This window comes from Variovorax sp. 10N420, assembly GCF_056394705.1.
Map to the genome: position 1 here is coordinate 305,961 of NZ_JBFTIJ010000007.1, position 26,235 is coordinate 332,195.

At 64.2% G+C, this 26,235-nt stretch carries 28 protein-coding genes; 13 read left to right on the forward strand and 15 right to left on the reverse strand.

What is annotated here, in order from left to right:
- Positions 1 to 11: 11 nt before the first annotated feature.
- From cheD to fliE, 15 genes are all read right to left on the reverse strand, one after another.
- Positions 12 to 671, reverse strand: a complete 660-nt coding sequence (cheD, locus tag AC1DEK_RS20220) for a chemoreceptor glutamine deamidase CheD (protein ID WP_478127047.1) — start codon at positions 669 to 671, stop codon at positions 12 to 14.
- Positions 668 to 1,534 carry a CheR family methyltransferase gene (locus AC1DEK_RS20225; protein ID WP_478127048.1) on the reverse strand — a complete coding sequence of 289 codons (867 nt, stop codon included), beginning with the start codon at positions 1,532 to 1,534 and terminating at the stop codon, positions 668 to 670. Before AC1DEK_RS20225 ends, cheD begins: the two co-directional genes overlap by 4 nt.
- A gap of 68 nt (positions 1,535 to 1,602) precedes the next feature.
- Positions 1,603 to 2,949: an EAL and HDOD domain-containing protein gene (locus AC1DEK_RS20230; protein WP_478127049.1), complete on the reverse strand. Its 1,347-nt coding sequence runs from the start codon at positions 2,947 to 2,949 to the stop codon at positions 1,603 to 1,605.
- A 75-nt stretch (positions 2,950 to 3,024) separates the two neighbouring features.
- Complete coding sequence (gene cheA / locus AC1DEK_RS20235) at positions 3,025 to 5,070, reverse strand: chemotaxis protein CheA (protein ID WP_478127050.1); 2,046 nt, start codon at positions 5,068 to 5,070, stop codon at positions 3,025 to 3,027.
- 15 nt (positions 5,071 to 5,085) lie between these two features.
- Positions 5,086 to 6,015 carry a flagellar motor protein MotB gene (gene motB / locus AC1DEK_RS20240; protein WP_478127051.1) on the reverse strand — a complete coding sequence of 310 codons (930 nt, stop codon included), beginning with the start codon at positions 6,013 to 6,015 and terminating at the stop codon, positions 5,086 to 5,088.
- Position 6,016: 1 nt separating this feature from the next.
- Positions 6,017 to 6,877 (reverse strand): flagellar motor stator protein MotA, encoded by an 861-nt coding sequence (motA, locus tag AC1DEK_RS20245; protein ID WP_478127052.1) that lies wholly within the window; start codon positions 6,875 to 6,877, stop codon positions 6,017 to 6,019.
- Between the two features lie 67 nt (positions 6,878 to 6,944).
- The gene (gene flhC / locus AC1DEK_RS20250; protein WP_478127053.1) at positions 6,945 to 7,562 is read right to left on the reverse strand and encodes a flagellar transcriptional regulator FlhC; all 618 of its coding nucleotides are present in this window, start codon (positions 7,560 to 7,562) and stop codon (positions 6,945 to 6,947) included.
- Positions 7,559 to 7,912 carry a flagellar transcriptional regulator FlhD gene (gene flhD / locus AC1DEK_RS20255; protein WP_478127054.1) on the reverse strand — a complete coding sequence of 118 codons (354 nt, stop codon included), beginning with the start codon at positions 7,910 to 7,912 and terminating at the stop codon, positions 7,559 to 7,561. The genes flhC and flhD overlap by 4 nt, the downstream gene beginning before the upstream one ends.
- Positions 7,913 to 8,221: 309 nt before the next feature.
- On the reverse strand, positions 8,222 to 8,515 hold the full coding sequence (locus AC1DEK_RS20260; protein ID WP_478127055.1) for an EscU/YscU/HrcU family type III secretion system export apparatus switch protein: 294 nt from the start codon (positions 8,513 to 8,515) through the stop codon (positions 8,222 to 8,224).
- Positions 8,512 to 9,795: a flagellar hook-length control protein FliK gene (gene fliK / locus AC1DEK_RS20265; protein WP_478127056.1), complete on the reverse strand. Its 1,284-nt coding sequence runs from the start codon at positions 9,793 to 9,795 to the stop codon at positions 8,512 to 8,514. The genes AC1DEK_RS20260 and fliK overlap by 4 nt, the downstream gene beginning before the upstream one ends.
- A 16-nt stretch (positions 9,796 to 9,811) precedes the next feature.
- Entirely contained in the window at positions 9,812 to 10,144 is a 333-nt protein-coding gene (locus AC1DEK_RS20270; protein ID WP_478127057.1) for a flagellar protein FliT, read from the reverse strand.
- A gap of 37 nt (positions 10,145 to 10,181) precedes the next feature.
- Positions 10,182 to 10,604 (reverse strand): flagellar export chaperone FliS, encoded by a 423-nt coding sequence (gene fliS / locus AC1DEK_RS20275; RefSeq protein WP_478127058.1) that lies wholly within the window; start codon positions 10,602 to 10,604, stop codon positions 10,182 to 10,184.
- Positions 10,605 to 10,623: 19 nt separating this feature from the next.
- Positions 10,624 to 12,072 (reverse strand): flagellar filament capping protein FliD, encoded by a 1,449-nt coding sequence (fliD, locus tag AC1DEK_RS20280; protein WP_478127059.1) that lies wholly within the window; start codon positions 12,070 to 12,072, stop codon positions 10,624 to 10,626.
- Positions 12,073 to 12,228: 156 nt separating this feature from the next.
- On the reverse strand, positions 12,229 to 13,956 hold the full coding sequence (locus tag AC1DEK_RS20285) for a FliC/FljB family flagellin (RefSeq protein ID WP_478127060.1): 1,728 nt from the start codon (positions 13,954 to 13,956) through the stop codon (positions 12,229 to 12,231).
- Positions 13,957 to 14,114: 158 nt separating this feature from the next.
- Complete coding sequence (gene fliE / locus AC1DEK_RS20290; RefSeq protein WP_478127061.1) at positions 14,115 to 14,435, reverse strand: flagellar hook-basal body complex protein FliE; 321 nt, start codon at positions 14,433 to 14,435, stop codon at positions 14,115 to 14,117.
- Positions 14,436 to 14,720: 285 nt separating this feature from the next.
- Here fliE and fliF point away from each other — a divergent pair, with 285 nt between their 5' ends.
- The 13 genes from fliF (at position 14,721) to fliR (ending at position 26,054) form a co-directional block, all read left to right on the forward strand.
- Positions 14,721 to 16,463: a flagellar basal-body MS-ring/collar protein FliF gene (fliF, locus tag AC1DEK_RS20295; protein ID WP_478127062.1), complete on the forward strand. Its 1,743-nt coding sequence runs from the start codon at positions 14,721 to 14,723 to the stop codon at positions 16,461 to 16,463.
- Entirely contained in the window at positions 16,453 to 17,451 is a 999-nt protein-coding gene (gene fliG, locus AC1DEK_RS20300) for a flagellar motor switch protein FliG (protein WP_478127063.1), read from the forward strand. Before fliF ends, fliG begins: the two co-directional genes overlap by 11 nt.
- Positions 17,438 to 18,238: a flagellar assembly protein FliH gene (gene fliH, locus AC1DEK_RS20305; RefSeq protein WP_478127064.1), complete on the forward strand. Its 801-nt coding sequence runs from the start codon at positions 17,438 to 17,440 to the stop codon at positions 18,236 to 18,238. Before fliG ends, fliH begins: the two co-directional genes overlap by 14 nt.
- Positions 18,222 to 19,649 (forward strand): flagellar protein export ATPase FliI, encoded by a 1,428-nt coding sequence (fliI, locus tag AC1DEK_RS20310; protein ID WP_478127065.1) that lies wholly within the window; start codon positions 18,222 to 18,224, stop codon positions 19,647 to 19,649. Before fliH ends, fliI begins: the two co-directional genes overlap by 17 nt.
- 46 nt (positions 19,650 to 19,695) lie before the next feature.
- Complete coding sequence (gene fliJ, locus AC1DEK_RS20315) at positions 19,696 to 20,151, forward strand: flagellar export protein FliJ (RefSeq protein WP_478127066.1); 456 nt, start codon at positions 19,696 to 19,698, stop codon at positions 20,149 to 20,151.
- 19 nt (positions 20,152 to 20,170) lie between these two features.
- Positions 20,171 to 21,562: a flagellar hook-length control protein FliK gene (locus AC1DEK_RS20320; protein ID WP_478127067.1), complete on the forward strand. Its 1,392-nt coding sequence runs from the start codon at positions 20,171 to 20,173 to the stop codon at positions 21,560 to 21,562.
- 128 nt (positions 21,563 to 21,690) lie between these two features.
- On the forward strand, positions 21,691 to 22,173 hold the full coding sequence (locus AC1DEK_RS20325) for a flagellar basal body-associated FliL family protein (protein WP_478127068.1): 483 nt from the start codon (positions 21,691 to 21,693) through the stop codon (positions 22,171 to 22,173).
- A gap of 21 nt (positions 22,174 to 22,194) precedes the next feature.
- Positions 22,195 to 23,196, forward strand: coding sequence for a flagellar motor switch protein FliM (gene fliM, locus AC1DEK_RS20330; RefSeq protein WP_478127069.1), 1,002 nt, complete (start codon positions 22,195 to 22,197; stop codon positions 23,194 to 23,196).
- A complete protein-coding gene (gene fliN, locus AC1DEK_RS20335) occupies positions 23,189 to 23,638 on the forward strand; it encodes a flagellar motor switch protein FliN (RefSeq protein ID WP_478127070.1) in 450 nt (149 codons plus the stop codon). Before fliM ends, fliN begins: the two co-directional genes overlap by 8 nt.
- A 134-nt stretch (positions 23,639 to 23,772) precedes the next feature.
- A complete protein-coding gene (gene fliO, locus AC1DEK_RS20340; RefSeq protein WP_478127071.1) occupies positions 23,773 to 24,225 on the forward strand; it encodes a flagellar biosynthetic protein FliO in 453 nt (150 codons plus the stop codon).
- Entirely contained in the window at positions 24,225 to 24,980 is a 756-nt protein-coding gene (gene fliP / locus AC1DEK_RS20345; RefSeq protein WP_478127072.1) for a flagellar type III secretion system pore protein FliP, read from the forward strand. The genes fliO and fliP overlap by 1 nt, the downstream gene beginning before the upstream one ends.
- Before the next feature lie 10 nt (positions 24,981 to 24,990).
- Positions 24,991 to 25,260: a flagellar biosynthesis protein FliQ gene (gene fliQ / locus AC1DEK_RS20350; protein ID WP_478127073.1), complete on the forward strand. Its 270-nt coding sequence runs from the start codon at positions 24,991 to 24,993 to the stop codon at positions 25,258 to 25,260.
- Positions 25,260 to 26,054, forward strand: coding sequence for a flagellar biosynthetic protein FliR (gene fliR / locus AC1DEK_RS20355; RefSeq protein WP_478127074.1), 795 nt, complete (start codon positions 25,260 to 25,262; stop codon positions 26,052 to 26,054). Before fliQ ends, fliR begins: the two co-directional genes overlap by 1 nt.
- The last annotated feature ends 181 nt before the right edge of the window (positions 26,055 to 26,235 follow it).

Consider the following 26,235-nt stretch of genomic DNA (forward strand, 5'->3'; position numbering starts at 1 on the left):
CTTGTTCGCGCTCACCAGTTGCCTTTGTTCTTGGCCACGGACATCGTCTCGGCCGCGGAATTGTTGGACTTGTAAGGGCTGAGGCCTGCGCGAGGCGCGGCCAGCTTGCGAAAAAGCTCGCCCTCTTCTTTTTGAATCAACTGCACATCGGCGCTTGCGCGGAGCTTTCGCACCACGGCCTTTCCACTGGCCGGCATGAAGCACACGCGTCGCGCGTGCTGCCCCCGCAGATCCTGTGCGGCGACGCTGATTCGCTCGGCGTTCAGGTAGCGCAGCACGAAGTCCGCATTGCGATCGCCGATGTTGAGCGTGGTCATGTTCGCGAGCACCGCCGCGCCGCCGAACACCTTGGCCTGCAGGCGATCGCGGCGCGCACCCGAGCGGATCAGTTCGCGAATGAGCACGTCCATTGCATAGGCGCCATAGCGCATGGATTCGGTCTGGTCGCGCGCGGTCGAATCGCCTTCCTCGGGCAGCATGAAGTGGTTCATGCCCGCCACTCCGTTGTCGATGTCCACAATGCACGCCGCCACGCATGAGCCCAGCACCGTCGTCAGCACCGTATCGGTCGTCGTCACGTAGTACTCCGAAGGCAACAGCTTCACTGCCATCTCGCCGACGTCGCGATCGAAGTAGTGGTGGGTCGCGACCGCGCCCGGCACGGCGGTCATGGGGACACCTTGGCCCCGCCTCGTGCGAGTTCGTACACCGTGTGGCCCAGCGGCTTGAAGGTCTGGTTCACGAGCGAAGCGTTTTCCGAATGGCCGGCAAACAGCAGGCCGCCGGGCTTCAGCAACGGCGCGAAGCGGTCCAGCACCTTCTTCTGCGTCGGCTTGTCGAAATAGATCATCACGTTGCGGCAGAAGATCGCGTCCACCGGGTCCTTGACCGACCACGACGGGTCGAGCAGGTTGAGCCGCGAGAACTTCACCATGGCGGCCACCTCGGGGCGGATGCGCACCTTGCCGGCGTTGCAACCTGTGCCCTTGTTGAAGAAGCGCCGAAGGCGTTCCGGCGAGAGCCGCGCGACCTGCTCGCTCGTGAAGACGCCGGCCGCCGCCTTGGCAAGCACCGCCGTGTCGATGTCCGTCGCGATCACCTTCGCCGAAGCCGCGCGCTCCCCGAGCGCCTCAATCAGGGTGATGGCAATCGAATAGGGCTCCTCGCCGGTCGACGCGGCCGAGCACCAGATGGTGATCGGCTGCTGCAGCTTGCGCGCATGCTCGGCCAACACCGGAAAGTGATGGGCCTCACGAAAGAACGAGGTCAGATTGGTCGTCAGCGAATTGATGAACGACTGCCACTCCTCGCCGTCCTGACGAGATTCAAGCAGGTCGAGGTATGACGAGAAGCCCGAGAGCTGCAGTTCCCGAAGCCGGCGCGAAAGCCGGCTGTAGACCATCTGCCGCTTCTGCTCGCCGAGCGCGATGCCCGCGCGACGATGAATGAGCGTCCTGATCTTCGAGAAGTCGCTGTCGGTGAAATGGAATTCAGTGTTCACGGCCGATGTCTGTGCATGGCTTTCAATGTACATAGCAGGCTCTCGTCGCAATGGGTCGATCAAGGGGGCATTTGCGGCGCATATCGCAACATGCGGCGGGCTCAGTCCGTGCGGTCGAGTGCGCTGGCCTCGTGCGACCAGACCATCGCGGCAAGATGAACCGCGTTCACCTGGCCGGCACTCACGAAGAGCGCTTCTGCGCGGCGCGCGGCTTCCGCGCCGTCGGTCTCGCAGGCCTCCACCAGCGCAAGAAACGGCGCATAGACGCCCTTGCGCTCGAGGATCGCCTGTTGCACCGAATCGGCGAGTTGCACCTTGGCGAGCACTTCCGCCATCGGAATGCCCAGCAGTTGATCGATGAGCGAGAGCATCCCAACGACGAACAGGTTGTCGGATTCGCTCGGAGGCAGCATGCCCTGCCCCATCAGCTCGACGAAGCGTCCGCGCAAGATCGCCTGCTTCATCATGAACGGCGAGCTCGCCCTGTTGCTGGTGGCAAGCAGTATCGACAGCCACCGAAAAAGCGGCGAATAGCCCAGCATGGCCACCGCATGGCGCAAGGAGGTGATCTCCACGCCCGCTCCGATGGCCGGTGAGTTGATGTGGCGCAGCAGGCGGTAGGTCAGTGCCGCATCGCGCTTCAGAGCCGATTCGATGGAGCGCACGTTCTCGTTGCGCTGGAGCATGTGCATCAGGCGCACGATGAGCACCGACTCGGGCTGCAGCGAGTCGCCGGTGAGCTCCGCCAGCGGACGGCCCTGTGTTCCGTCGACGAAGACATCCACGCGCCGACCGGCCAGTGCCTCGAAGTCGCTCCAAGCCTTCATGCGAGTTGCGATCAACTGCATGGGCGGGCGGCCAGGCTCTTCGTTGAGCCGGATCTGCGCGATCAGTTCCGGATCGCCCTCGCCGACGTCCAGGTGCGTGACGATCTCCAGTAACTCAGGCTCGCTCGGCAGCGCCTTGGCGCCCCTCAGCATGAAGCTGAAGCCCTGCTCACGCAGGAAGAGCAGCATCGAACGCGTGTCCGCATCCGCCATGTCTTCCATTCCCATGCAGAGGACCACGTTGCCGGATGGGAGGCTCTGCAACTCGTTGAGAAAGAGCGCGTCGACCGTCACGTCCAGAAACGCGACAAGCTGCCCAAGCCGCCAGCCACCGTTGGCAGCGACAAGGTGTTTGGAGATGCACGACAGCAGCGCCCTGAACTGGGCCGAAGCATCCGGCAAAGTCGAATCGTCGCCGACGGCACGCCAGCCGAAGCGGTAGCCCTTGACGCGCATTTGTGCGTCGAGCTGCAGCGCATAGCTGATGTAGCCGTTGGACTCGGATGACAGCAGCGCGTCTTCGACACTCCGGCCGGCGTTCTCATCAGTCTGGCCCGGCGCGGCCCCGGGAACAATCGTGCCATCCGTCGATACCGGGCGGCGGAAAAAGTCAAAGCGCATTGCGGGGGTCTCCGTCAGAAACTTGAATCAAGCACCCCGTCTCAACAGGATGGCCGGGGCAATGCATGGAAAGGATTAGGCAGCGATCGCCGTCATCCTCGAAGCACCGGCCAGTGCCGCGGCACCTGCGGCCTGCGCGCGCTGGATACGGGGCATGGCTGCGACGTCGATGATGAAAGCCACGCTGCCGTCGCCAAGAATGGTTGCCGCGGAAATTCCGGGGACCTTGCGGTAGTTGGTCTCCAGGTTCTTCACCACCACCTGGTGCTGACCGAGGAGTTCGTCGACCATCAACGCAAAGCGTGTGTCGTCGGCCTGCACGATGACGAGAATGCCCTGTGTCGGATTCACCTGCGCGGCGGCGACGTCGAAGACGCGATGCAGTTCGATCAGCGGCAGGTATTCGCCGCGCACCTTGATGACGTGGCCGTCGCTCGTGATCGAATGCAGATGGTCCGGCAGCGGCTGCAGCGACTCGATGACGTAGCTCAAGGGCAGGATGTAGGCTTCATTGCCGACCTTGACGGACATGCCGTTGAGGATCGCCAGCGTCAGCGGCAGCACGATGCGCGTGGTGGTGCCGTGTCCGCCGCGCGAGTGGATTTCCACGTGGCCGCCCATCTCCTGGATGTTGCGCTTGACCACATCCATTCCGACGCCGCGTCCCGAGATGTCGGTGATCTGCTCGGCCGTCGAAAAGCCCGGCGCAAAAATCAGCTGCCAGACTTCTTCGTCGGGCATCGACTCGTTGACCGGCAGGCCCTGTTGAATGGCCTTGGCAAGGATCTTCTCGCGATTGAGCCCGGCGCCGTCGTCGCTCACTTCGATCACGATGTTGCCGCCGTGATGCTGCGCGGACAGTAGCAGTTGGCCTGTAGCGTCCTTGCCTTTCGCGAGCCGGACGTCTGGCGTCTCGATGCCATGGTCGAGGCTGTTGCGCACGAGGTGCGTGAGCGGGTCGACGATGCGTTCGATCAAGCCCTTGTCGAGCTCCGTCTCCTTGCCGAAGGTGTCCAGCCGGACCTGCTTGCCCAGCTTGGCGCTGACGTCGCGGATCACGCGCGGGAAGCGGCTGAAGACGTAGTCCATCGGCATCATGCGAATCGACATGACCGATTCCTGCAGGTCGCGCGCGTTGCGCTCCAGATGGCCGAGGCCGCTCAGGAAGCGCTCGTACGCCACAGGGTCGAGCATGGTGGCCGCCTGCGTCAGCATCGATTGCGTGATGACGAGTTCGCCGACGAGGTTGATGAGCTGGTCGACCTTCTCGACGTCCACGCGGATGGAGCTGGATTCCTTGCCGCCCTGCGCCGCCGGCTGTGCTGCCTGTGCGACCGGTGATGCGACCGGTGATGCAACCGCCGCTGCCTGCGGCTTTGCGCTCTCGGCGGGCTGCGCCACGGCTGGTTCAGCCGCTGGCAATGCTGGAGCCGGTGCAGCTTCTGCGGCAGCGCCCCGCGCAATGTCGATCTGCGATTCATCGATGACGAAGCAGCAAACGGCAATGATGTCGTCCGGCTCGCAGGTGGTCTCGAGCATCACGGTCAGCTGATCGTTGGTGCGCGTGCGCGATGCGACCTTGCCGAGGTTGCCCAGTTCGTCCGCCAGCAGATCGCATTCGCTGTCCGACAGGCCCGACAGGCGGATGCACAACGTGCCCGGGGCTGCGGCAGGCGCTGCAACGGGCGCGGGCGCCGGAGCGGCCACTGGAGCGGCGCCGGGCTTGTCCCCGCCGCTGTTTTCAAGTGCGAGTTGCTGAAGCACCGCGCAGATCTGCGCGACTCGCGCGGGCTCGGGCTCTTTGCCCGCCTGATAGGCGTTGAGTTGTTCTAGCAAGGCGTCCTTCGTTTCCAAAAAGGCATCGATCATCGGACCGCTCAGGCGAAGCTGCCCGTGGCGTGCCCGGTCCAGGAGGTTCTCCAGCAGGTGCGTCGTTTCGGTCAACGCAGTGAAGCCGAAGGTGGCCGCGCCGCCCTTGATCGAATGGGCCGCGCGAAAGATGGCGTTGAGTTGCTCGCTGTCCGGCGAGGCCACGTCGATTTCGAGGAGCAGTTGCTCCATCTGCGCCAGAAGCTCGATGGCTTCGACAAAGAATGCTTGGGAAAACTGGCTGAGGTCCATCTTGATGTTCCGCTGTTATTGCGTCGCTGCTGAAGGCTTGAGAGACGACGACTTCACGATGTCGCCGCCTGCGTCGGTGGACAGCGACGTGCCGGCCCTGGTGGTGGCGACTTCGCCGCTGTTCTCGCGTTCGATGCGATCCTGCGTCTGCCGGTTGAGCAGGATGATGCTGATGCGTCGGTTGATCGGATTGCGCGGGTTCGCGTTGTCCAGATGCATGCTGTCGGCCAGGCCGACCACGCGCAGGACCTTGCCTTCGGTCATGCCGCCGGTGACGAGCTCGCGCCGCGACGCGTTCGCGCGGTCCGCCGACAGCTCCCAATTGCCGTAGGCCTTGTCTCCATTGGAGTAGACGATCGCATCGGTGTGTCCCGACAGCGTGATCTTGTTCGGCAGGTCGTTCAGCGTCGGGCCGAGTTCGCGCAGGATCGCGCGCATGTGCGGCACCACGCGCGCGCTGGCGAGATCGAACATGGGGCGCTTGTCGCTGTCCACGATCTGCAGGCGAAGGCCCTCCGTGGTGATGTCGATCAGGATCTGCGAGCGGAATTGCTTGAAGACGGGGCTGTTCTCGATGAGGGAATCCAGCCGCTTCTTCATGTCGGCCAACCGTGTGGCGTCCTCCATCTCCTCGCGTTCGGCGTCGGAGAGCTTCACTTCACCTTCGGTCTGCATGACGTCGGCGCCGCCGCCAGGAATCATGCTGGTGCTCAGGCTGCTCTTCTCGCCGCCGGCCAGCGCGACTTTCAATGGCATGCGGAAGTGCTCGGCAATGCCCTCGCGCTGCTTGGGCGACGAAATCGACAAGAGCCACATGACGAGAAAGAAGGCCATCATGGCCGTCATGAAGTCGGCATAGGCGATCTTCCAGCCGCCGCCGTGATGGCCGCCGCCGTCGCCCGCGGCAACCCGCTTGACGATGATGCGGTTCTTGTCTGCGGACACGTCAACGCGCCTTGACTTCGCGGACGTGGTCGTCCAGCTCGGTGAATGACGGGCGCTCTGTCGAGAAGAGCACCTTGCGGCCGAACTCCACGGCCAACTGCGGTGCGTAGCCATTCAGGCTGGCGAGCAGCGTGACCTTGGCGCACTGGTAGACCTTCATGCCCTCTTCCACCTTCTGGTCGATCACGGTCGCCAGCGGCGTCACGAAGCCATAGGCCAGCAGCACGCCGAGAAAGGTACCGACCATCGCGTGCGCAATCAGCGCGCCCATCTCCGACGGCGGCAGGTTGGCCGAACCCAGTGCATGCACAACGCCCAGCACTGCCGCGACGATGCCCAGCGCAGGCAGTGCATCGGCCACGCGCGCGAGGCTGTGCGAAGGCACTTCGGCCTCGTGGCGGATGGTCTCGATTTCGTGGTCCATCAGCGCCTCGATCTCGAAAGCGTCGGTGTTGCCGCTGATGAGCAGGCGCAGGTAGTCGCAGAGGAACTCCATCACGCCCGCGTCCGCCATGATCGACGGGTAGCGGTTGAAGATCTCGCTTTCGGCCGGCGACTCGACGTCGTTCTCCAGCCGCATCATTCCTTCCTTGCGTGCCTTGGCGAGCAACTCATACAGCAGCGCGAGTAGGTCCATATAGAGCTGCCGGTTGTGCTTGGACGTACGCAGCAGCAACGGCAGTTCCTTCATCGTCGCCTTGATGACTTTGCCGTTGTTGCCGGCGATGAAGGCACCGAGTGCGGAGCCGCCGATCATCAGCAACTCGACCGGCTGGAACAGGACGCCAAAATGCCCGCCCATGATGGCGTAACCCCCGAACACGGCCCCGAGGACCACCAGATATCCAACCAGCACGAGCACACGAGTCCCCTTCGCCCTGAGGCGTCAATTCAAAAAGCCTGAAAGCCTGGATTTCGACCAGACCTGTTCAGCGGGCGGCGTCCCCTGTGGCAGACAGGACGGGTTCCGCCAGCGGCGGAAGCGAGGCGTCGGAAGCGGCTTGCGCCTCCGGGTCGAGGTCGATGCGCTTGGGGCCGCGCGCCTTGCCCGCACGCGAAGGCGGCCGGCAGAGAACACACACATAGCCGCGCTTGTTGTCGTGCGCATGCGCGACGAATTGCCCGCCGCAACGGCTGCAGGCGCTCAACTGGAGCATGTCGCTGTCGAAAAAGCGGACCATCGTGTAGGCACGTGTGAAATCCAGCACGACTTCGCCCCCGTGCGCCTCGATTTGCTCCATATAGAGCCGATAGCTCTTGATCAACGCCTGGAGTTCGCTTTCATTGGCTTCCACCAGCATGAAGCGGTACATGTTGTAGAACATCGACGAGTGGATATTCGCCAGCCAGGTCATGTACCAGTCGGTTGAAAACGGCAAAAGGCCCTTGGGCGGCGAAACACCCTTCAATTCCTTGTAGAGCCTGATCAAGCGCTCGCGACTGAGCCCGACTTCCGCCTCCAGGAATTGAAGACGGGCGCCGAGCTCGATGAGCTCAATTGCCAATTGAACCTGGCGAACTTCGCCGAGAACGCTTTTCTTGGTCATGCCATTGCGCCCGTTTCGCGTGCCTGCATTTGCCGGGCCGCCATCAGGATGGCCATGTGCGCCTGCTGCAGGGTCGAGTCCTTGCCTTCGCCAAAGACGGCGAACATGGGGTGATCGTCGAGCCGAAAACTGCAAAGCAGAAAATTCGAAGCTGCCAATTTGACGATCTGCGTGAGCGACATATTTGCGAGCAAATCGGCCAATTCACGACCCACACCCAATCTGTACATCGCCGCAGCACGATCTTGTTTGGCAAGCTTCTGTGCAAGCAGCATATAAGCGAGATTAATGTCGCCTATCTCTTTCGAGATTTCGCCATTGTTCGCGCCGCTGTCATTTTCCAATTCCACTCTGCACTCCGTTTGGTTCGGTATCTAGTCTAAACACAAAATTTACAATCTTTAACACTCATCCAACACTATCGCGGAAAGTGAGACTTTTCTTACAAGCCCGTCAGCCTCGGGGCACATGCAAAGCCTTTTGTATTCTTTATGTAAGACAAAGGCATACATCTAAACATCCGACAGCGTTCAATTGGAGTATTAAAAAAGTATTAAGGACAGATTTACTTTCCTGAATGCCGGCTTAATTCAAAACCTTCTCAATGAAATTTCATTCATGTCGAACCACAAGATTCCATAAATAGAGCGTGAAATATTTCATGCCGCACGCGCCCGTGACGCTTGAGCGTCACCTTCGAGACCGTGAATCCACACCATGACCTCGGCGACGGCGAGGTACAGCGCCGGCGGGATCTGGCGATCGAGGTTCACTTGCATCAAGAGCTTGACCAGCTCCGGTGAGGAATGGACGTAGAGCCCGTTCGCCCTGGCCTCTCGCATGATCGATTCCGCCACCACCCCGTAGCCCTTCGCCACCACGACCGGCGCCTTGGAGGAATCCGCATGAGACAGCGCCACGGCGCCACGGCGATCGTCGGCCAATGCGTTCATGGCTGCGGCTCCATGGCCTCGACGTGAAGCTCCTGCAGGCGCAGTCCCGCGGTCTTCATGCGCCGCGAGAGTTCGCCGCCATCGGCGCGCATGCGCTCGACCGTCGACGCGTCGCGCGCTTTCAGTCGTGCTTGCACGCTGTCGCCACTGAGGCTCAAGCGAAGATCCACGGCGCCGAGGCGCGGCAAGTCGAGCGCTACGGTAGTCGACCATGGCCGCGGGGCTTCTTCCTCGCCGGCGCCACGCCCTTCGTTGTATCCGCGGTCTGCGCGCTCTTCGGTCTGTTGATGCACCGACCAATCCATCGGCACACCGGGCCAAGCCTGGCCATTCCACCTGAAGACGGACGTGGCGAGCAAATCGAGTTGCTGGTGCACCAGCGTCACTGCCTGCGGATGAATCATCTCGGCCGCAGCCGGCGAGCTGGCAATCGAGGCAGCTGCCACATGGCGCGAAGCCGTCGCTTCGGCCGCCTTGGCTGTGGGTGTGGCATCGCGGTCGATGATGGGTGCCGCTTCGCTCCAGCGGTAAGCCGCCTGCACGCGAGCAACGTCGGGATGAGCAGCATCCGCCTCCGCAACAGCCGCATGGTCGCTCGGCAAGTGCGGGGCGGCCGGCGGCTTCGCATCGGCGTGCATGGGGCGGGCACTGTCCGCTGGGCTCTGCCTGGATGACGCATCCTGGAGGATCGTGTCCACCGAAGTGCCCGTTGATGCGACGGTCTGCTGAGAAACATCGCTCCAGGCGCCCGCGGCGGGGGCCGTCGACGTCGATGTCGTTGTGCTCGTCGGCATGGCGCCAGGCCACTGCGCTTGCGGCTCGCGTGCGATTTGCGCCAGCGTGCGGCTGCCTGCCGCGAACTCGGCGAGGTGCGATTCGTAGAAGAGCCCGCTTTCCGCCACTGTCTGCGAGAGCGCTCCAGCCACCGCCGCCGCTGACGGCCTCTGCGCCGAAGGCCATGCCGGCGCCGGGCCGCGCACAGGACCTGCGTCGCCATGGAGGTCCGCCAGCAACGCGCTGATAAGACGGGCGGTGACGGAGAGCTCCGCCTGCACGGAGCGCGGAGCGCCTTCGGGATGCGGCGTGCCCGGGGCTCCCGCAGCAATCAGCCGATCGAGCGCGGCATTGGAAGGCAGCCGCACGTCGTTGCCGACTTTGCCCACACCGAGCACCGGGCCGGGTGCGCCGATCTCCGCCTCACCCTTGATCGCGAGCACATCCAGCCGCGGCAAAGCCTTTGCCGTCAGCAGGGTGTCGATCAATCCGGACAGTCCGATCATGGCGATGTCGAGCTATTCAGTGCGAAGGGCCGTAGGCCTTGCCGAGGCTTCGCTGCTGGCTCAGGAAGCTCATGCGTTCGATGAGCTGCACGATCTGCGGCTTGACGAGTTGGCACACTTCTTCCTGGTCGGCGCGAATGCGCCCAATCAGCCGCCCGATTTCATCGAGCTGAGCCGGCTCCAGCGTCTCGAGCGGCTCCAGCACCTTGAGCCGGTCGACCACTGCCGAGCATTGGGCTTCGAGTTCGGGAAGCCGACCCCATTCCTTTGACCGCGCGAGGTCCGCCATGAGCGCGACGCGCGAAGCCAGTTGGTCGTAGCAATGCACGACTTCACTCCTGATTGACATGTTGTCCCTTGTGTCTTTCATTGCCGCATCAGCCGCTTCAACCGCGTGCAGCACCGGCGTCAATCTCGCGCCATGCCGAGCCGATGCTCTCGAGAAGTTGCTCGGCTTCGCCCAGCGCTTGCACGTCGTTGCGCAGGTTGGCGAACATGAGCCGCTGGATGATGTAGTCGTAAAGCGCAGACAGGTTCGCCACCAGCGCCTCTCCGGCAGGCCCTGCCGCATTCGCATCGAGGCTCGCCTTGAGGCCGTTGTCGACGATGCCGATGGCATTGGAGATCGCAGTGCCCTTGGCGACGATTTCGCCGGCCACCATGTGGTGGCGCGCCATGCCGATCGCCGTCTTGGCGCCATCGAAGAGCATGCAGATGAGCTGGTGCGGCGAAGCGCTCATCGCGCTCGTTTCCACGCCCAGGCGCGCATACGCGCCAGCGCCGGACCTGAATTGGTGTGATGTGTACATACGAGCCTCCGCAATCTGCTTACTTCTTGCTCACGTTGTTCATGGCGTTGAACTGCTGGGTCAGGTAGTTCATGGTGCTGTTCATGCTGCTGACCAGAACGTCGAGGGCCGTGAACTGCGTGCGGTAGCGGTCCATCGTGGCGTCGACCCGCGTCTGCATCGCGGCGTATTGCACATCGAGTTGCTTGATCGTGGCAGTCACGCCGTCGGTCGCCACCTTAAGGCTGCCGCCCGTCTTGTTGAGGTCGTCAACGATCGACGAGATCTGCTTGCCATAGCCAGCTGTGCCGGTGGCATCGCTTGCGAAGAGCTTCGAGACGCCCTCCAGGTTGGTGTCGAGTGCCTTCGAGAGCTTGGTCGAGTCCACCGCAAGCGTTCCATCCTTCTGGAACGACACACCGATCTCCGTCAGCACCTTCATGTCATTGGGGCCACCACTCTGGGGGGCGGTGAGCGCCTGGCGAATACGGGTCTGGAGATTGCGCAAGGTCGAGTCGCCGACGAGCGCGGCGGCGGTCTTGGTGTCCGCGTCGTAGCTGGTCAAACTGGTCGCGGTGCTTTGCAGGCTGTTGTAGGCCTTGACGAAGTCGTTGATTGCGGATGTCACCGATGTCGTGTTCGCCTTCATCGAAAGGCCTGTCGTACCGGTCTGCACCAGATTGATCGTGGTGCCTTGAATGGCTTCCTTGACGGAGTTGGTGGCGCTGGTGATTGCAATGCCATTGACGTTCAGCTTCGCGTTCTGTGCCGCGAGCGTCTGCTGCAGGTTCTGGGTGCCTGCCGGGTCGTTGTTCAGGAGGTTCTGGAGCGGAGCATCGCCGGCGACTGAAATCCGCATGCTCGAGGACTCTCCGGTCTGCGAGGAGACCAGCACCAGCCGAAAGGGTGTGCCGCTGCCGTCATTGATGATGCTGGCAGTGACGCCCGCATCGGCCGCGTTGATGGCGTCGCGGATGCCGCTCAACGTGTTGTTGCTCGAATCGATGGTGATCGACTTTGCGGGGCGCGTGGCATCCGCAGTGAAGCTGGCACCGCTGTACTTGCCAGTCGCCGCGTCCAGGGTGCCGCCGGTGATAGTGCCGAAATCGATCGTGATCTTGCCCTTGCCGATGGCCGTGGTGGTGCTCGACTGTCCCGCTGCAATTGCCGATTGAGCCTGCGCCAGTTGCGAGACCGTGATGTTGTAGTTGCCCGCCGAACTCGCGTCGGTGGACGAAGCGGACAGGATTCCGCTCACCGTGGGCGTACCGGTCACGGTCTGGAACAACGCCGGATCGGCCAGCTTCTTTGCCGCGGCTTGAAGCGTGCCGAGCGCGCTCTGCACCGTGCCGTAGGCCGACAGCTTGCTCGTATAGCTTTTTGCAGTCGCATCGAGCGCCACCAGCGGCTGGCTTTCAGCCGTCTGGAGTTGGGTGAGGAGGCTGCTCAGGTCAAGATTGGAGCCGACGCCGACGCTGCTGATGGTCATGTTGTTGTTCCTGGATTGCTATGAACAATTTCGCTTTCCTCTGGAGCCTCGCCACCGGTGTGGCCACAGAGGAAAGCGCAGGCCGAGGCCTGCGGCCACCAGGACCTTCCCTTGCGGGAAGGGCCCGGGGGCTTGCTCCTGTTCTCTCTTTCGCGATTAACGCAGGAGGGACAGCACGCCTTGCGTGGTCTGGTTGGCCTGCGCCAGGACCGAGGTACCGGCTTGTTGCAGGATCTGGGCGCGCGTCATGTTCGACACTTCCACCGCATAGTCCGCGTCTTCGATGCGCGAGCGCGACGACGACAGGTTGGTGATCGTGGTGCCGAGGTTGGCGATCGTCGAGTCGAAACGGTTCTGCACGGCACCCAGCGAAGAGCGCAGCTTGTCGACCTTCGACAGGGCGGCGTCGATGGCCTTGAGCGGATCGGCTGTCGACGTGTTGCCACTGCGAGCGTTCAGGGTGAACGTGCCAGCCTTGGCCGAGTCGTCGTAGACCGCATTGCCTGCGCCGTCCGTCACTGCGCCATTGGCGTGCTCGAAGTACGAGGTCGTGGTGGTCGTTGCGGTGGTCAAGGCACCCGCTGCATCGGTGAATGCCGCTGCGCCACCGACCGTGACAGCACCGTTGGCTGCCACGTCATAGGTGGTCGGGCCACCGGCGGCAACGGTGGCGGAATAGCCAGCCGCATTGCCGAGGTTCGTGAGCGCTGCGGCAGAAATCGTCGCGCCGGTCACGTCGAAGACGTCGCCAGTCGCCGAGTCAGCAGTCAAAGTCGTGCTGCCAACCTTGATCGTGCCACCCACACCGTCAGTACCGTTGGACAGGGCAGCCAGAAGGTCACCAGCAGCAGCTGCGGTGGCCAAGTCGGCACTGCCCGCGCCGTTGACGTTGGCTTGCGTCAGGGTACCGCCGCCGTTCTTGGTCAGATTGCCGGTTGTGTCCAGGTACAGTGCCGTGCCGTCGTCAGCCGCGGTGAGTTTGCCGGCGCTGTCGATCAAAACGTCCTGCGACGTGCCGCCGATGGTGATCGTGGCGGCCTTGCTCCCGCCTGCGGCGGGCGTCAGGAAGCTGCTGCTGTTGGCCGTAGAGACATCGGCAACATCGAAGGAGAACGAGCTGTTGGCCGCGCTGTAGGTGTAGCTCGCGGTAGCTGCCTTGCCGAAACCCGTGTCCGTACCGGTGTAGGCAACGGAATCGCCCGTAGCCAGCTTGGACATCACATTGGCCGAGGTCGCCGCCTTGTTGGGGGTGACCACATCCCACTGCTGAGTGCCGTTGACGAGAGAACCCTTGGTAGCGCCAGCCAACACCAGGTCGTCCTTGGTGGTCGCCTTGTTCACCGTCCCGATACCGTTGACGTTGAAGCTCTCCAGGCCCAGCGTCTTGGCGCTGATTTCTTGCAGGTCGATGTCGATGGTTTCGCCATCGTTCGCACCGACTTGCACGGTCAGCTTGCCGGCGTCGGCCGAGAGGACCTTCACGCCGTTGAACTGGGTCTGTTGCGAGACGCGGTTGATTTCGTCCAGGCGCTGCGTGATTTCACCCTGGATCGAATCCAGGTCGCTCTGCGAGTTCGTGCCGGTGGCGGCTTGCACCGACAGTTCGCGAACGCGTTGCAGGTTGTTGTTGACTTCGGTCAGCGCGCCTTCGGTCGTTTGAGCGATCGAGATGCCGTCGTTGGCGTTGCGCGATGCTTGCGTCAGGCCCTTGATGTTGGCCGTGAAGCGGTTTGCGATGGCCTGGCCGGCGGCGTCATCCTTGGCGCTGTTGATGCGCATGCCGGAAGACAGACGCTCGATGGCCGTGTTCAGCGACGACTGCGACTTGTTGAGATTGTTCTGCGTGAGCAGCGAGAGACTGTTGGTGTTGATGACTTGCGCCATGCTCGACTCCTGTTGACAAAGGTTGTGGACTACTTCCGGCCTCTGGCCGTAACGCTGGACCTGAACTCACCGTGAGACTCAAGCCATCGTTGGTGTTGTTATCGGCAGCAGTTTCCAAACCTTTAGGGACGTGTCGGAGAAAACCCTGGACCAGCCAACTACGCGGGGAGGTTCATGACCTCCTGATAGGCAGACACGAGGCGATTGCGCACTTGCAGCCCAGTCTGGAACGCGACGTTCGCCTTCTGCAGGTCGACCATCACGTCATTGAGCGCGACGCCCGGCTTGCCAAGTTCGAAAGCTTCCGCCTGGCCGTAGGCCCGCGTCTGCGCACCGCTGATGTTGTCGAGCGAACGCTTGAGTTCGGCAGCAAAACCGCCCGCCTCCGCGGGAGCTGCGGGCGTGGTGGGCGCAAAGCCGGCTTGCAGCGCGGTGACCCGCATCTGTTGCAAGACGGATTCGATGGCGGAGATCGACATGGAAGGACTTTCTCTGGAGAGCTTTGAGCTGGATATGGAAGCGCCTTGGCGCTCCCCCGTCCTTTCAGCGTAACAAGGGAAGGTCCCTATGCAAGCGGTCAACAGACGGGAAAAACCACCGCTGTTCAGCCCATCGAATTTGTTACGCCTGCTGACAATCGATCGCGAAACGACAAGTCCGTTGACCCGATCAGCGACCTCCGGCATGAACCCTGAACAACCAATCTCCACCTTCAACATGAAGACGGACGGCGCCAGCGCCCCGGCCATGGCGAGGGCTCGCGCATGAGCGCCCTGGCCCCGGCGAGCAGCATGGTGCCTGCGGCGCCGTCGCTCCCTCCGATCCTGGAAAGAATGCGAGCGCAACCAAAGCTGCCGATGATCCTCGCCGGCGCTGCGCTGGTGGCTGCCGCGGCAGCGTTCACGCTCTGGAATCGCGGGCCCGACTACAAGGTGCTCTACACCAACGTGTCGGACCGCGACGGCGGCGCGATCATCGCGTCGCTCCAGCAGATGAACGTGCCCTACAAGTTTGCCGAAGGCGGCGGCGCGATCCTGGTGGCCGGGGACAAGGTGCCCGAAGTGCGGCTTCGGCTCGCGGCGCAAGGCCTGCCCAAGGCGGGCGGCGTCGGCTTCGAGCTGATGGACAACCAGAAGTTCGGCACGAGCCAGTTCGCCGAACAGGTCAACTACCAGCGCGCGCTCGAAGGCGAACTTGCCCGGTCCATCGAATCGATCGGCACGGTCGATTCGGCGCGCGTGCATCTGGCGCTGCCCAAGCCGTCGCTCTTCGTGCGCGAACAGAAGAAGCCCTCGGCCTCGGTCGTGCTGACGCTCCACCGCGGACGCAGCATCGACGAAGGCCAGGTCAGCGCGATCGTGCACATGATCTCCAGCAGCGTGCCGGAACTGGACGCGAAAAGCGTCACGGTGGTCGACCAGCGCGGCAACCTGCTCTCGGCGGCCAACGGCGAGGCGCGCGGCCTGGACGTGAGCCAGCTCAAATATGTGCAGGAGATCGAGCAAGGCTACATCCGCCGCATCGAGGCGATCCTGCAGCCGATCGTCGGCGCGAGCAACGTTCGCGCGCAAGTCGCCGCGGACATCGATTTCTCGGTCGTCGAGCACACGGACGAGAAGTACCAGCCGAACCAGAACCCGACCTCCGCTGCGATTCGGAGCCAGCAGTCGAGCGAATCGAGCCAGCACGGCTCCCCTCCGCCAGGAGGCATACCCGGCGCGCTGACGAACCAGCCGCCGGTGAATCCGACAGCGCCGATCACGACGCCGAAGCCGCCGGCTCCCGCTGCGCCGGGCAAGCCGGGCGCACCCAATGCGACGGCCGCCGCCGCTTCCTCGGTCACGACTCCTGCGCCCACAGGACCCGGAAGTTCGCGCAAGGACGTCACGACCAACTACGAACTCGACCGCTCGATCCGCCACGTCCAGCAAGGCGCAGGCGCCATCAAGCGGCTGTCCGTCGCGGTGGTCGTGAACTACAAGGAAGCGGCGAATGGCGGCAAGACCGCGGCGCGCGCATTGACGCCGGTGGAGATCGACCAGATCAGGAATCTCACCAAGGAAGCCATGGGCTTCAGCCAGGATCGCGGCGATTCGCTGAACGTGGTCAACAGCGCATTCGCCGAAGACCGCGAGCCGCCGGCACCCGAACTTCCAGTCTGGCGCGACCCCGAGAACATCGAACTCGCCAAGACCGCCGGCCAGTACCTGCTGCTCGCAGCGCTCGCCCTCTTCGCCTGGTTCGCTGTGCTGCGGCCAATCCTGCGCAAGCATCTTGCGCCGCCGCCAGCGCCCCCGCTGCCATTGGTAACCACGGACGCGACCCAAGAACAGGCACTCGAACCGCTGGTCGAGCTCGAAGCGCCGATCTCGCAGGAAGACGCCCTTCGCGTGCGAGAAGCAGCGCGCCAGAAGGCCGACATGGACTACGCCCATCAGACCGCCGACCAGGATCCCAAGCTGGTGGCGACGCTGATCCAGCACTGGATGAACAGCAATGATCAGTGAAATCGGAACCCGCAAGAGCGCCATCCTCCTGATGGCACTGGGCGAAGACCGTGCGGCCGCCGCCCTGCACCATCTGCCCACGGCCGAAGTGCAGACGCTGGGCCTCGCCATGGCCAAGCTCGCGTCAGTCTCCAAGGATGAACTCAACACCGTGCTGGCCGAGTTCCGGCATGAGACCGAGCAGCTGTCGGCGCTTCATCTCGGATCGAGCAGCTACATCCGCGCAGTGCTCAGGAAGGCGCTCGGCGAAGACCGCGCCAGCAATCTTCTCGAAGACATCCTGCAGGCTGAAGAGCCGCACAGCGGCATCGAGCGCCTCAACCAACTCGAAGCCGGCGAAGTGGCCGAGCTCATCCGCGACGAGCATCCGCAGATCCTCGCGACGGTGCTCATCCACCTGGACCGCATGAAAGCATCGGAAGTGCTCGAGAAGCTGCCGACACGCCTGCGGCACGACGTCATCATGCGCATCGCCACTTTCGGCGGCGTGCAGCCGTCGGCGCTCAACGAGCTCACCGACGTGCTCACCGAAATGCTCTCAGGCCAGGGGCTCAAGCGCAGCAGGCTGGGCGGCGTGAGGACCGCGGCGGAGATCGTCAACCTCATGACGAGCGCGCAGGAAGAAGAGGCCATCGCCCACGTGCGGGAGGCCGACGAGGCCCTCGCCCAGCGCATCGTCGACGAGATGTTCGTGTTCGAGAACCTGCTCAGCCTGGAAGACCGGAGCATCCAGCGTCTGCTCAAGGACATCGAGTCCGACTCGCTCATCATCGCGCTCAAGGCTGCGCCGCAAGCGCTGCGGGACAAGTTCCTCAACAACATGTCGCAGCGCGCGGCCGAAACGCTTCGCGAAGACATGGAGCTTCGCGGGCCGGTCCGTGTGTCGCAGGTCGAGACCGAACAGAAGGCCATCCTGCAAGTCGCACGACGCCTCGCAGAGATGGGCGAAATCGTGATTGCCGCGCCAGGTACCGATGACTTTGTCTAAGCACAACTTTGCCCCGGGCGCGCGCGGCCGGCTGGCGTCGGCCTATGCGGCGCCCGCCGCAGCGGCCAGTCCAACGCCCGCGCCGAAGCATCCCAAGCCCGTGTTGTCGGCTTGGCAACGATGGGAGATGGACACGCTCAACGATCCCGCGCCGCCCGCCTCCCCGGCGCGGTCGAGACTGGCGTCTGCCGAGGCTCCGCCGTCGCTTGCACTGATTCATGCGACCGAGCTTGCACGGCTTCGCCGTGAAGCGCGCACCGCCGGCGAGGCCGAAGGCCACCGCGAAGGCCTGGTGAAGGGCCGCGCCGAAGGCTTTGCCGAAGGGCGCACGGAGGGCTTGGCCGCCGGGCTCGCCGCCGCCAGCGCGCACGCCGAACAGTTGCGTGCACTTGCCACGAGCCTGCCTGAAGCCATGCGCCGCGCCGAAACCGAGATGGCCGATGCGCTGCTGACGCTCGCCCTGGACGTGGCACGGCAGGTCGTGCACCGCACCTTCCGCGCCGAGCCCGAATGGGTGCTGCCCATGGTGCAAGACCTTCTGCATGCAGAACCTGCGCTGCACGGCGAGCCGCGCCTGCTGCTCCATCCGGACGACGTCGCACTGGTGAAGAACAGCCTCGGCAACGAGCTTCAGGCTGCGGGCTGGCAGGTGCGTGCCGACGAGACCATCACGCGCGGCGGCTGCCGTGTGCAATCAGCGAACGGCGAAGTCGACGCCAGCCTGGAGATGCGCTGGAAAAGCGTGACGGCCGCGCTGCAACGCGATGCCGATGCGCAGGGAGTCTGAGCCGATGACGACCGCCGCCAATCCGCACCTTCAGTCCTGGCTGGCGACGCTAGGCAAGGCGCGCTCCGACGTGAGCCGATGCGCCATGACCACCCAATCGGGCCGCCTCACGCGCGCCGTCGGCCTCGTGCTCGAAGCCGTGGGCCTGCAACTGCCGGTGGGCAGCGACTGCCTGATCGAATTGCCGCCGGGTCATCCACAGCGCCATGCGGAGGCCGAAGTGGTCGGCTTCGCGGGCGATCGATTGTTCCTGATGCCACAAAGCGAAGTGGCCGGCCTTCTGCCAGGGGCGCGCGTCATTGCGCGACCGGGAACAGCCGGCTCTCCCCTCACCGGCGATGCCCATACCAAGCGCCTGCCCGTGGGCGAAGGCATGCTCGGCCGCGTGGTCGACGCTGCCGGCCGGCCGCTCGACGGCCTCGGCCCGCTGGACATCAGCCGCAAGGTGCCGCTCTCTTCGCCGCCGATGAACCCGCTGTCGCGCGCGCCGATCGACTCGGTGCTCGACGTCGGCGTGCGCGCCATCAATGCAATGCTCACCGTCGGCCGCGGCCAACGCATGGGCCTCTTCGCAGGCTCCGGCGTGGGCAAGAGCGTGCTGCTGGGAATGATGGCGCGCTACACCAGCGCCGACGTCATCGTGGTGGGCCTGATCGGGGAGCGCGGACGCGAAGTCAAGGACTTCATCGAGAACACGCTGGGCGAAGAAGGCCTCGCGCGCGCGGTGGTCGTTGCCGCGCCTGCGGACAACTCACCATTGCTGCGCCTGCAGGGCGCCGCCTATGCCACCTGTCTGGCGGAGTATTTCCGCGACCAGGGCAGGAACGTGCTGCTCATCATGGATTCGCTGACCCGCTACGCCATGGCGCAACGAGAGATCGCGCTGGCAGTGGGCGAGCCGCCGGCCACCAAGGGCTATCCGCCTTCGGTGTTCGCGAAGCTGCCCGCGCTGGTGGAACGCGCCGGCAACGGCGCACGCGACGCCGAAGGACGCGGCGGATCGATCACCGCCTTCTACACAGTGCTCTCCGAGGGGGACGACCAGCAGGACCCCATCGCCGATTCGGCCCGCGCCATCCTCGATGGCCACGTCGTGCTGTCGCGCACCTTGGCGGAGGCGGGGCACTATCCCGCCATCGACATCGAGGCGTCCATCAGCCGTGCGATGACCGCGCTCATCCCGCCGTCCCAGTTCGAGGTGGTGCGGCGCTTCAAGCAGATGCTGTCGCGCTACCAGCGCAATCGCGACCTGATCAGCGTCGGCGCCTACGCGCCCGGCCATGACGTGCAACTGGATCAGGCGATCGCGATGTACCCGCGCATCGAAGCCTTCCTGCAGCAGGCCATGGAAGAGCGCACCGACTACACCGCCTCGATCGAGCGCATGAGCAAGCTCTTCGAGACCGCCTGAACAGCCTTGAATCACCGCATCCAGCGCAATCACAGCAAGGAACACCATGCCCCAGCGACTCCCCCTCGAAACGCTGACCGATCTCGCACGCACGCAGACTGACGACGCCGCGCGGCGGCTCGGCGCATTGCAGAGCGCCCAGCTCAGCGCGGCCCAGAAGCTGGACATGCTTGTGCAATACCGCAGGGACTACGACCTGCAGTTGCAGGCGCTGATGAGCCAGGGGCTGCCCACCGCGAAGTGGCGCAACTACCAGGCCTTCCTCGGCACACTCGACGGCGCCATCGAACAGCAGCGCGCCATCGTCCTCCAAGCCGACAAGCGCCTCGACCACGGCCGCAGCGACTGGCAGCACCAGAAGCGCCGACTCAATTCCTTCGACACCCTTGCCGAGCGCGTGCGTCGCCAGGAACTGCTTGTGCAGGCCAAGCGCGAACAGCGCGACAGCGATGAACGATCGGCCCGGAAGTACTTCGACCGCGCCGCCAATCCGACCCTTTGAAGCTTCCCCGGAGCCCGCCATGCCTACAGTCACACCGCCATCCATCAATCTGCCGGCCCCATCGGCATCGTCGGCGTCTTCGGCGAGCGCTCCAGGCGCACGTGGACGCAGCACCGAGCAGCCTGAAGGCCGGAGCTTCGGCGCGGTTCTCGATCGCTCGCGCGCGGCGAGCCGTCCCGCCGCGGACGATGCAGCCAGCACCGCCTCCGCCACGCCGGGCGCGAGTCGCAAGCCAGGGCGCGCCGGCGAGAGAAAGAGCGATCTCAGCGCGGCGGACGTGATGGCGATGCTTGCGCCGCTGCCGGCACACATTGCACGCGCCGCAGCCGGTGCGAAGTCCGATGCCGTTGGAAGTGCGAGCGGCACAACAGCCGCCGGCGCCGCCCACCGAGCAGCGTCGGCCGACGCTTCGATCGTTGGAGCAGCGGCAGAGAAAGCCGGCGCTGACTCCGCGTCGACCACACCGGCCGTCACTGAGGACGCCGACGCCAGCGACGATGCCGTGCCCGAAGGTGCTGTTGACGCGACGGCACGCACCGGCGCACAGGCCTCCACCGCCGACGCCAAGCTTCAAGCAACCGCGGCTTCGGCCACATCCACATCAGGAGCTGGTGCGCACGCCGATGCCGCCGTCTCGCAGACGGCTGACGCGCTGATGCCGCAGCAGCCGACCGCCATGGCGGCAGCGAGCGCCGCATCGCCGGCGAAGACAGCATCCACCAAGGATGCAGCGGCTGGGGCCGCCTCGAACAGCACGTCGTCCACGCCGGCGCCCATCGCGCTTGAAAGCACAAAGGCATCCACCACATCCGCGTCGCCCGCAACCACTGATTCCACCGACGGCAGCGTCCTCGACGTCGACACCGCCGCGCCGCAGCCGCTGCCGCAAATGCAGACGATCGCCGCCGCCAGCGACCGCGCCGCCGCGCCGGCAGGCTCGACGCCTGTACTGTCAGTGGCACCGCCCGTCGGCAGCGACCAATGGGGTCCGGCCATCGGCCAGCAGATGATCCGCATGAGCGCCAGCGGCCACCACGTCGCGGAGCTCAACCTCAATCCGACCGGCCTCGGCCCGCTCAAGGTCACGCTGACGATGGGTGACAACCAGGCGCAGGCGATGTTCATGTCCGCGCACGAAAGCGTCCGCAAGGCCGTGGAAGCGGCCCTGCCGCAGTTGCGCACGACGCTCGCCGAACAGGGCATCAGCCTCGGCCAGACCTCGGTCGGCGCCGAGACCCGCCAGTCCTTCCAGGGCAGCGCCTTCGCGGACCAGAACCCCTCCCGGCCCCAGCAGGGGTCGCGCGACTATCCGGGCGCCAGCCGCGCCGACAGCGCCGCTACCGCCACGCGTCTTGCGCCCGCACTGGCAACCGCCGTGCGCGCGGGTGCGGGCCTCGACACCTTCGCCTGAAGGCGCCGTTCACGGCTTGCCGCACGTCCCGGCAATGGACGGATCTGAAGCGCTTTTCCACGCTTGATCAGCCGTTCGCCTGCCGGGCAGTTCGCAAAGAATAGACCGAACAAGAAATCCAGCTCCATATGGCTACCTCCACTCCTGCCGCAACCGCAATTCCCGCCGCACCCCGTTCCTCGAAGCTGCTGATCGTGCTTCTGGTCGGCGTCGGCGTCCTCGCCGCCTGTGCGGCCGCCTACGTCTTCCTCGGCCACCGGGACGCACCCGCCGAATCCGCCAAGGTGGTCGTCGAAAAACCCATCTTCGTGCCCATGGAGCCACTGACCGTCAACCTCCAGAGCGAAGGCCGCGGCAAGTTCCTGCACGTGGGCATCGCTCTCAAGATGCGCGACGAACCGTCGAAGGCGCAAGTCACCGAGTTCATGCCCGAGCTGCGCAGCCGCGCGCTCTTGCTGCTGTCCAACCGGGCGCCGGATTCACTGATGACGACCGATGACAAGACCAAGCTCGCCGACGAGATCCGCACCGAGCTGAATCGCCCGCTGAACGACAAGTTGCCCGAGCAGGGCATCGCCGGCGTCTCGTTCAACACCTTCGTGGTGCAGTGACCTCCTCCAGGCAAGCGACACATGGCCTATGAACAAGTCCTCTCGCAGGACGAGGTCGATGCCCTGCTGCAAGGCGTCACTGGCGGCAGCGTCGACCAGACTGCATCGCCCCCTCCGCCGGCCGACGGCCTTCCGGCCTACGACCTCGGCGCGCCCGACCGCGTGGTGCGCAGCCGCATGCACACGCTGGAGGTCATCAACGACCGCTTTGCGCGTGGCTTGCGCGCCGCACTGCTGAACTTCATGCGCCGCAGCCCCGACATCAGCGTCGGCCCGGTGCAGATCCAGCAGTACGGCGAATTCGTGCGCCACCTTCCGGTGCCCGCGAACATCAACATGCTGCACATGAAGCCGCTGCGCGGCACGGCGCTTTTCGTGTTCGACCCGAAGCTGGTGTTCCTCGTGGTGGACAACCTCTTCGGCAGCGACGGCCGCTATCACGTGCGCGTGGAAGGCCGCGACTTCACGCGCACCGAGCAGCGCATCATCAAGCGCCTTCTGGACCTTTCGCTGCAGTGCTACGGCGAGGCGTGGAAGCCGGTGTATCCGCTCGACTTCGACTACCAGCGTGCGGAAATGCACGGCAAGCTGGCCAACATCGTCGCTCCCAACGAGGTGGTGATCAACACCACCTTGCAGATCGAGTTCGGCCCCATCGGCGGCTTCCTGCACGTGTGCATTCCCTATTCGATGATCGAGCCGATCCGCGACCTTCTGTCGAATCCGATCCAGGACGAAGTCGAAGTCGACAAGCGCTGGGTCAAGCAGATGTCCCGGCAGATGCAAGAGGCCGACGTCGAACTCGTCGCCGACTTCGTGTCGATGTCGTCGACCATTGGCGAAGTCCTGAAGCTGCAGGTCGGCGACGTACTGCCCATCGAGCTGCCGACCACCGTCATGGCCAAGGTCGATGGCGTTCCGGTGATGGAGTGCGGCTACGGCATCGCGAACGACCGCTACGCACTGCGCGTGAAAAACATGATCACTCACCAAGACAGCGATTTGAAGAACGACCATGACTGACAACACTTCTTCCGTCAGCGACACCGACGACTGGGCCGCGGCGCTCGCCGAGCAGACCGCCTCCTCGCCACCCGCATCGGCATCGGCATCGGCATCCGAGCCCGCTCCGGCGCCCGCCACGATGCAGGTCTTCCAGCAGATCCAGGAAAAAGCCGCGGCCGCCGCCGACGCCTCGGGCGTCGATATCGCGCGCGTGATGGACGTGCCGGTGCAGCTCACGGCCGAGATCGGCCGCACGCGCATCACCATCAAGAGCCTGCTCCAGCTGTCGCAAGGATCGGTGGTCGAACTCGACGGCCTGGCCGGCCAGCCCCTGGACGTGCTGATCAACGGCTACCTGATCGCGCAGGGCGAAGTGGTGGTGGTGAACGAGAAGTACGGCATTCGCCTGACGGACATCATCACGCCCTCCGAGCGCATGCAGAAGCTAGCTCGGCAATGACTCACCCCCAGCCTCGCCCACTTCGTGTGGCTCGGACACCCCCTTTCAGGGGGCAATCCCGGCGGCCCGGCAAAGCCGGTTCCGCGGGATTTCTGGACTTCCTTGGGCTGAGCGCGCGGTTTCTGACCGCGGCGATGGCCTTTGCGGCGCTGCCGGTGCATGCGGTGCTGCCTACGGTGCCGTCGCACAGCGTCGAGGCCGCGCCGGCGGTCGGGGCGTCGGGGTTGATGCAGGCGGGCCTGGGGATGATGGTGGTGCTTGGGCTGATCTTTCTGTGCGCGTGGCTTGCGCGGCGGTTTGGTTTGCAACGCTTTGGCGGGGGCCATGTGGTGAAGGTGGTGTCGAGCTCCAGCATCGGGCAGCGCGAGCGGGTTGTCGTGGTTGACGTCAACGGCACTTGGCTGGTGCTCGGCGTCACGTCCAGCCAGATCAATACGCTGCACACACTGCCCGCGCAGGCTGTGCCGCATGCATCCCAGGCATCCCATGCATCCACCAGTACCGTGCGGGTGGCTGCGAAACCCCTTGACCTCTTCGCGCAGAAGCTGCGCGAATCCCTTACCGGCAAGACACATCCGGCTCCGTGATGCGCAACATTCTTCGTCGAAGCCTCAAGGGCGGCTTCGTGCTGCTCGCCGCCGTGCTGCCCATGGCGGCCTGGACGCAGGGCCTGCCCGGCCTCACCAGCACGCCCGGCCCCGGCGGCAGCCAGACCTGGTCACTCAGCGTGCAGACGCTGGTGATGCTGACCTCGCTGACCTTCCTGCCCGCGCTGCTGCTGAGCATGACCAGCTTCACGCGCATCCTCATCGTGCTCGGTCTGCTTCGCACCGCCATCGGCACGCAGTCGTCGCCGCCGAACCAGGTGCTCGTGGGGCTGTCGCTGTTCCTCACCTTCTTCGTCATGTCGCCGGTGCTCGACAAGGCCTACAACGACGCCTACAAGCCCTTCTCCGAGAACAAGATCAGCACCGACAAGGCCCTGGAGCGCGGCATCGAGCCCTTCAAGACCTTCATGCTGCGCCAGACCCGCGAGAACGACCTCGCCCTCTTCGCCAAGCTGGCGAAGGTGCCTGAGATGCAGGGCCCGGAAGAAGTCCCCCTGCGCATCCTGCTGCCCTCCTTTGTCATCAGCGAACTGAAGACCGCCTTCCAGATCGGCTTCACGATCTTCATTCCCTTTCTCATCATTGACCTCGTGGTGGCGAGCGTGCTGATGTCGATGGGGATGATGATGGTGCCGCCCGCCGGCATCGCGTTGCCCTTCAAGCTGATGCTGTTCGTGCTCGCCGACGGCTGGCAACTGCTGATCGGGGCCCTGGCGCAGAGCTTCTATACGTAGGGAGTTCGAAATGACACCCGAAACCATCATGACGATGGGCAACCAGGCGATCCAGGTATCGCTGGTGCTCGCAGCGCCACTCTTGTTGGTGGCGCTCATCGTCGGCCTGATCATCAGCGTCTTCCAGGCCGCGACGCAGATCAACGAACAGACTCTCTCGTTCATTCCAAAGCTGTTGGCGATTTTTGCGACCCTTGTCATCGTGGGGCCGTGGATGCTCGAGCAAATGCTGGACTACATCCGCGCGCTGTTCATGAGCATTCCCCAGCTCATCGGCTGATGCCGCAGGTCTTCTCCGTCACCTCGGCACAGCTCACCGCCTGGCTCGTCGCCTTTCTCTGGCCGTTCGTGCGCATGTTGGCGCTCGTGAGCACCGCCCCTGTGTTCGGCGAAACGTGGGTGCCCAAGCAGGTGAAGGTGGCCATCGCGGCGCTTCTGGCGTTGGTGCTGGCGCCGACGCTGGGGCCGATGCCCGATGTGCCCGTTGTGTCCGCGGGCGGCGTCTGGATCATCGTGCAGCAGGTGCTGATCGGCGTCGCCATGGGGTTCACGATGAAGCTCGTCTTTGCCGCCGTCATGGCCGCGGGGGAGTACATCGGGCTGCAGATGGGCCTTTCGTTCGCTTCCTTCTTCGATCCGATGAACGGCGGGGCGACGATGGTCGTGGCTCGGCTTTTGAATATGTTGGCGATGCTGATCTTCGTGGCGCTCGATGGGCATCTCTTGATGATCTCCGCGCTGGTGGAGAGCTTTCAGGTGTTGCCGGTCAGGGATGGGCCGATGTCGGGACAGGGGTGGATGGTGCTGGTGGCGGGTGGGGGGCAGATTTTTGCGAGCGGGTTGATGTTGTCTCTGCCGCTGGTGACTGCGCTGCTGACACTCAATCTGGCAATGGGGATTTTGAATCGGGCTTCGCCGCAGTTCAGTATTTTTGCTGTGGGGTTTCCGTTGACTTTGTTGGCGGGGATTTGGATGTTGCAGTTGTTGATGCCGCAGCTCAGGGGGTTTTTGGAGCCTCGGTTTGGGGAGGGGATCTCTGGGATGCTGGGGGTTGTGTCTGGGTTGATGAGGTGAGTCTTTTTGGGGGCTGTTGGGTATGGGAGGCTGTTGGCCGGGACTCGCCCCGGCGGGCGACTTCCTTTTCTTTGCTTCGCCAAAGAAAAGGAAGCAAAAGAAAGGCGACCCTGCTGTGGGCGTCCCTTCGCTGCGCTACGGGCAACCTGCGGTGCTCGCTTTTCGTGGGGTCCGCGCAAAC

Bases quoted from the DNA above. Each gene is read 5' to 3' on its own strand.
- cheD (WP_478127047.1), bottom strand. From the start codon at position 671: ATGACCGCCGTGCCGGGCGCGGTCGCGACCCACCACTACTTCGATCGC.
- AC1DEK_RS20225 (WP_478127048.1), bottom strand. From the start codon at position 1,534: ATGTACATTGAAAGCCATGCACAGACATCGGCCGTGAACACTGAATTC.
- AC1DEK_RS20230 (WP_478127049.1), bottom strand. From the start codon at position 2,949: ATGCGCTTTGACTTTTTCCGCCGCCCGGTATCGACGGATGGCACGATT.
- cheA (WP_478127050.1), bottom strand. From the start codon at position 5,070: ATGGACCTCAGCCAGTTTTCCCAAGCATTCTTTGTCGAAGCCATCGAG.
- flhC (WP_478127053.1), bottom strand. From the start codon at position 7,562: ATGACCAAGAAAAGCGTTCTCGGCGAAGTTCGCCAGGTTCAATTGGCA.
- AC1DEK_RS20260 (WP_478127055.1), bottom strand. From the start codon at position 8,515: ATGAACGCATTGGCCGACGATCGCCGTGGCGCCGTGGCGCTGTCTCAT.
- fliK (WP_478127056.1), bottom strand. From the start codon at position 9,795: ATGATCGGACTGTCCGGATTGATCGACACCCTGCTGACGGCAAAGGCT.
- AC1DEK_RS20270 (WP_478127057.1), bottom strand. From the start codon at position 10,144: ATGTCAATCAGGAGTGAAGTCGTGCATTGCTACGACCAACTGGCTTCG.
- fliS (WP_478127058.1), bottom strand. From the start codon at position 10,604: ATGTACACATCACACCAATTCAGGTCCGGCGCTGGCGCGTATGCGCGC.
- fliD (WP_478127059.1), bottom strand. From the start codon at position 12,072: ATGACCATCAGCAGCGTCGGCGTCGGCTCCAATCTTGACCTGAGCAGC.
- AC1DEK_RS20285 (WP_478127060.1), bottom strand. From the start codon at position 13,956: ATGGCGCAAGTCATCAACACCAACAGTCTCTCGCTGCTCACGCAGAAC.
- fliE (WP_478127061.1), bottom strand. From the start codon at position 14,435: ATGTCGATCTCCGCCATCGAATCCGTCTTGCAACAGATGCGGGTCACC.
- fliF (WP_478127062.1), top strand. From the start codon at position 14,721: ATGAGCGCCCTGGCCCCGGCGAGCAGCATGGTGCCTGCGGCGCCGTCG.
- fliG (WP_478127063.1), top strand. From the start codon at position 16,453: ATGATCAGTGAAATCGGAACCCGCAAGAGCGCCATCCTCCTGATGGCA.
- fliH (WP_478127064.1), top strand. From the start codon at position 17,438: ATGACTTTGTCTAAGCACAACTTTGCCCCGGGCGCGCGCGGCCGGCTG.
- fliI (WP_478127065.1), top strand. From the start codon at position 18,222: ATGCGCAGGGAGTCTGAGCCGATGACGACCGCCGCCAATCCGCACCTT.
- fliJ (WP_478127066.1), top strand. From the start codon at position 19,696: ATGCCCCAGCGACTCCCCCTCGAAACGCTGACCGATCTCGCACGCACG.
- AC1DEK_RS20320 (WP_478127067.1), top strand. From the start codon at position 20,171: ATGCCTACAGTCACACCGCCATCCATCAATCTGCCGGCCCCATCGGCA.
- AC1DEK_RS20325 (WP_478127068.1), top strand. From the start codon at position 21,691: ATGGCTACCTCCACTCCTGCCGCAACCGCAATTCCCGCCGCACCCCGT.
- fliM (WP_478127069.1), top strand. From the start codon at position 22,195: ATGGCCTATGAACAAGTCCTCTCGCAGGACGAGGTCGATGCCCTGCTG.
- fliN (WP_478127070.1), top strand. From the start codon at position 23,189: ATGACTGACAACACTTCTTCCGTCAGCGACACCGACGACTGGGCCGCG.
- fliO (WP_478127071.1), top strand. From the start codon at position 23,773: ATGGCCTTTGCGGCGCTGCCGGTGCATGCGGTGCTGCCTACGGTGCCG.
- fliP (WP_478127072.1), top strand. From the start codon at position 24,225: ATGCGCAACATTCTTCGTCGAAGCCTCAAGGGCGGCTTCGTGCTGCTC.
- fliQ (WP_478127073.1), top strand. From the start codon at position 24,991: ATGACACCCGAAACCATCATGACGATGGGCAACCAGGCGATCCAGGTA.
- fliR (WP_478127074.1), top strand. From the start codon at position 25,260: ATGCCGCAGGTCTTCTCCGTCACCTCGGCACAGCTCACCGCCTGGCTC.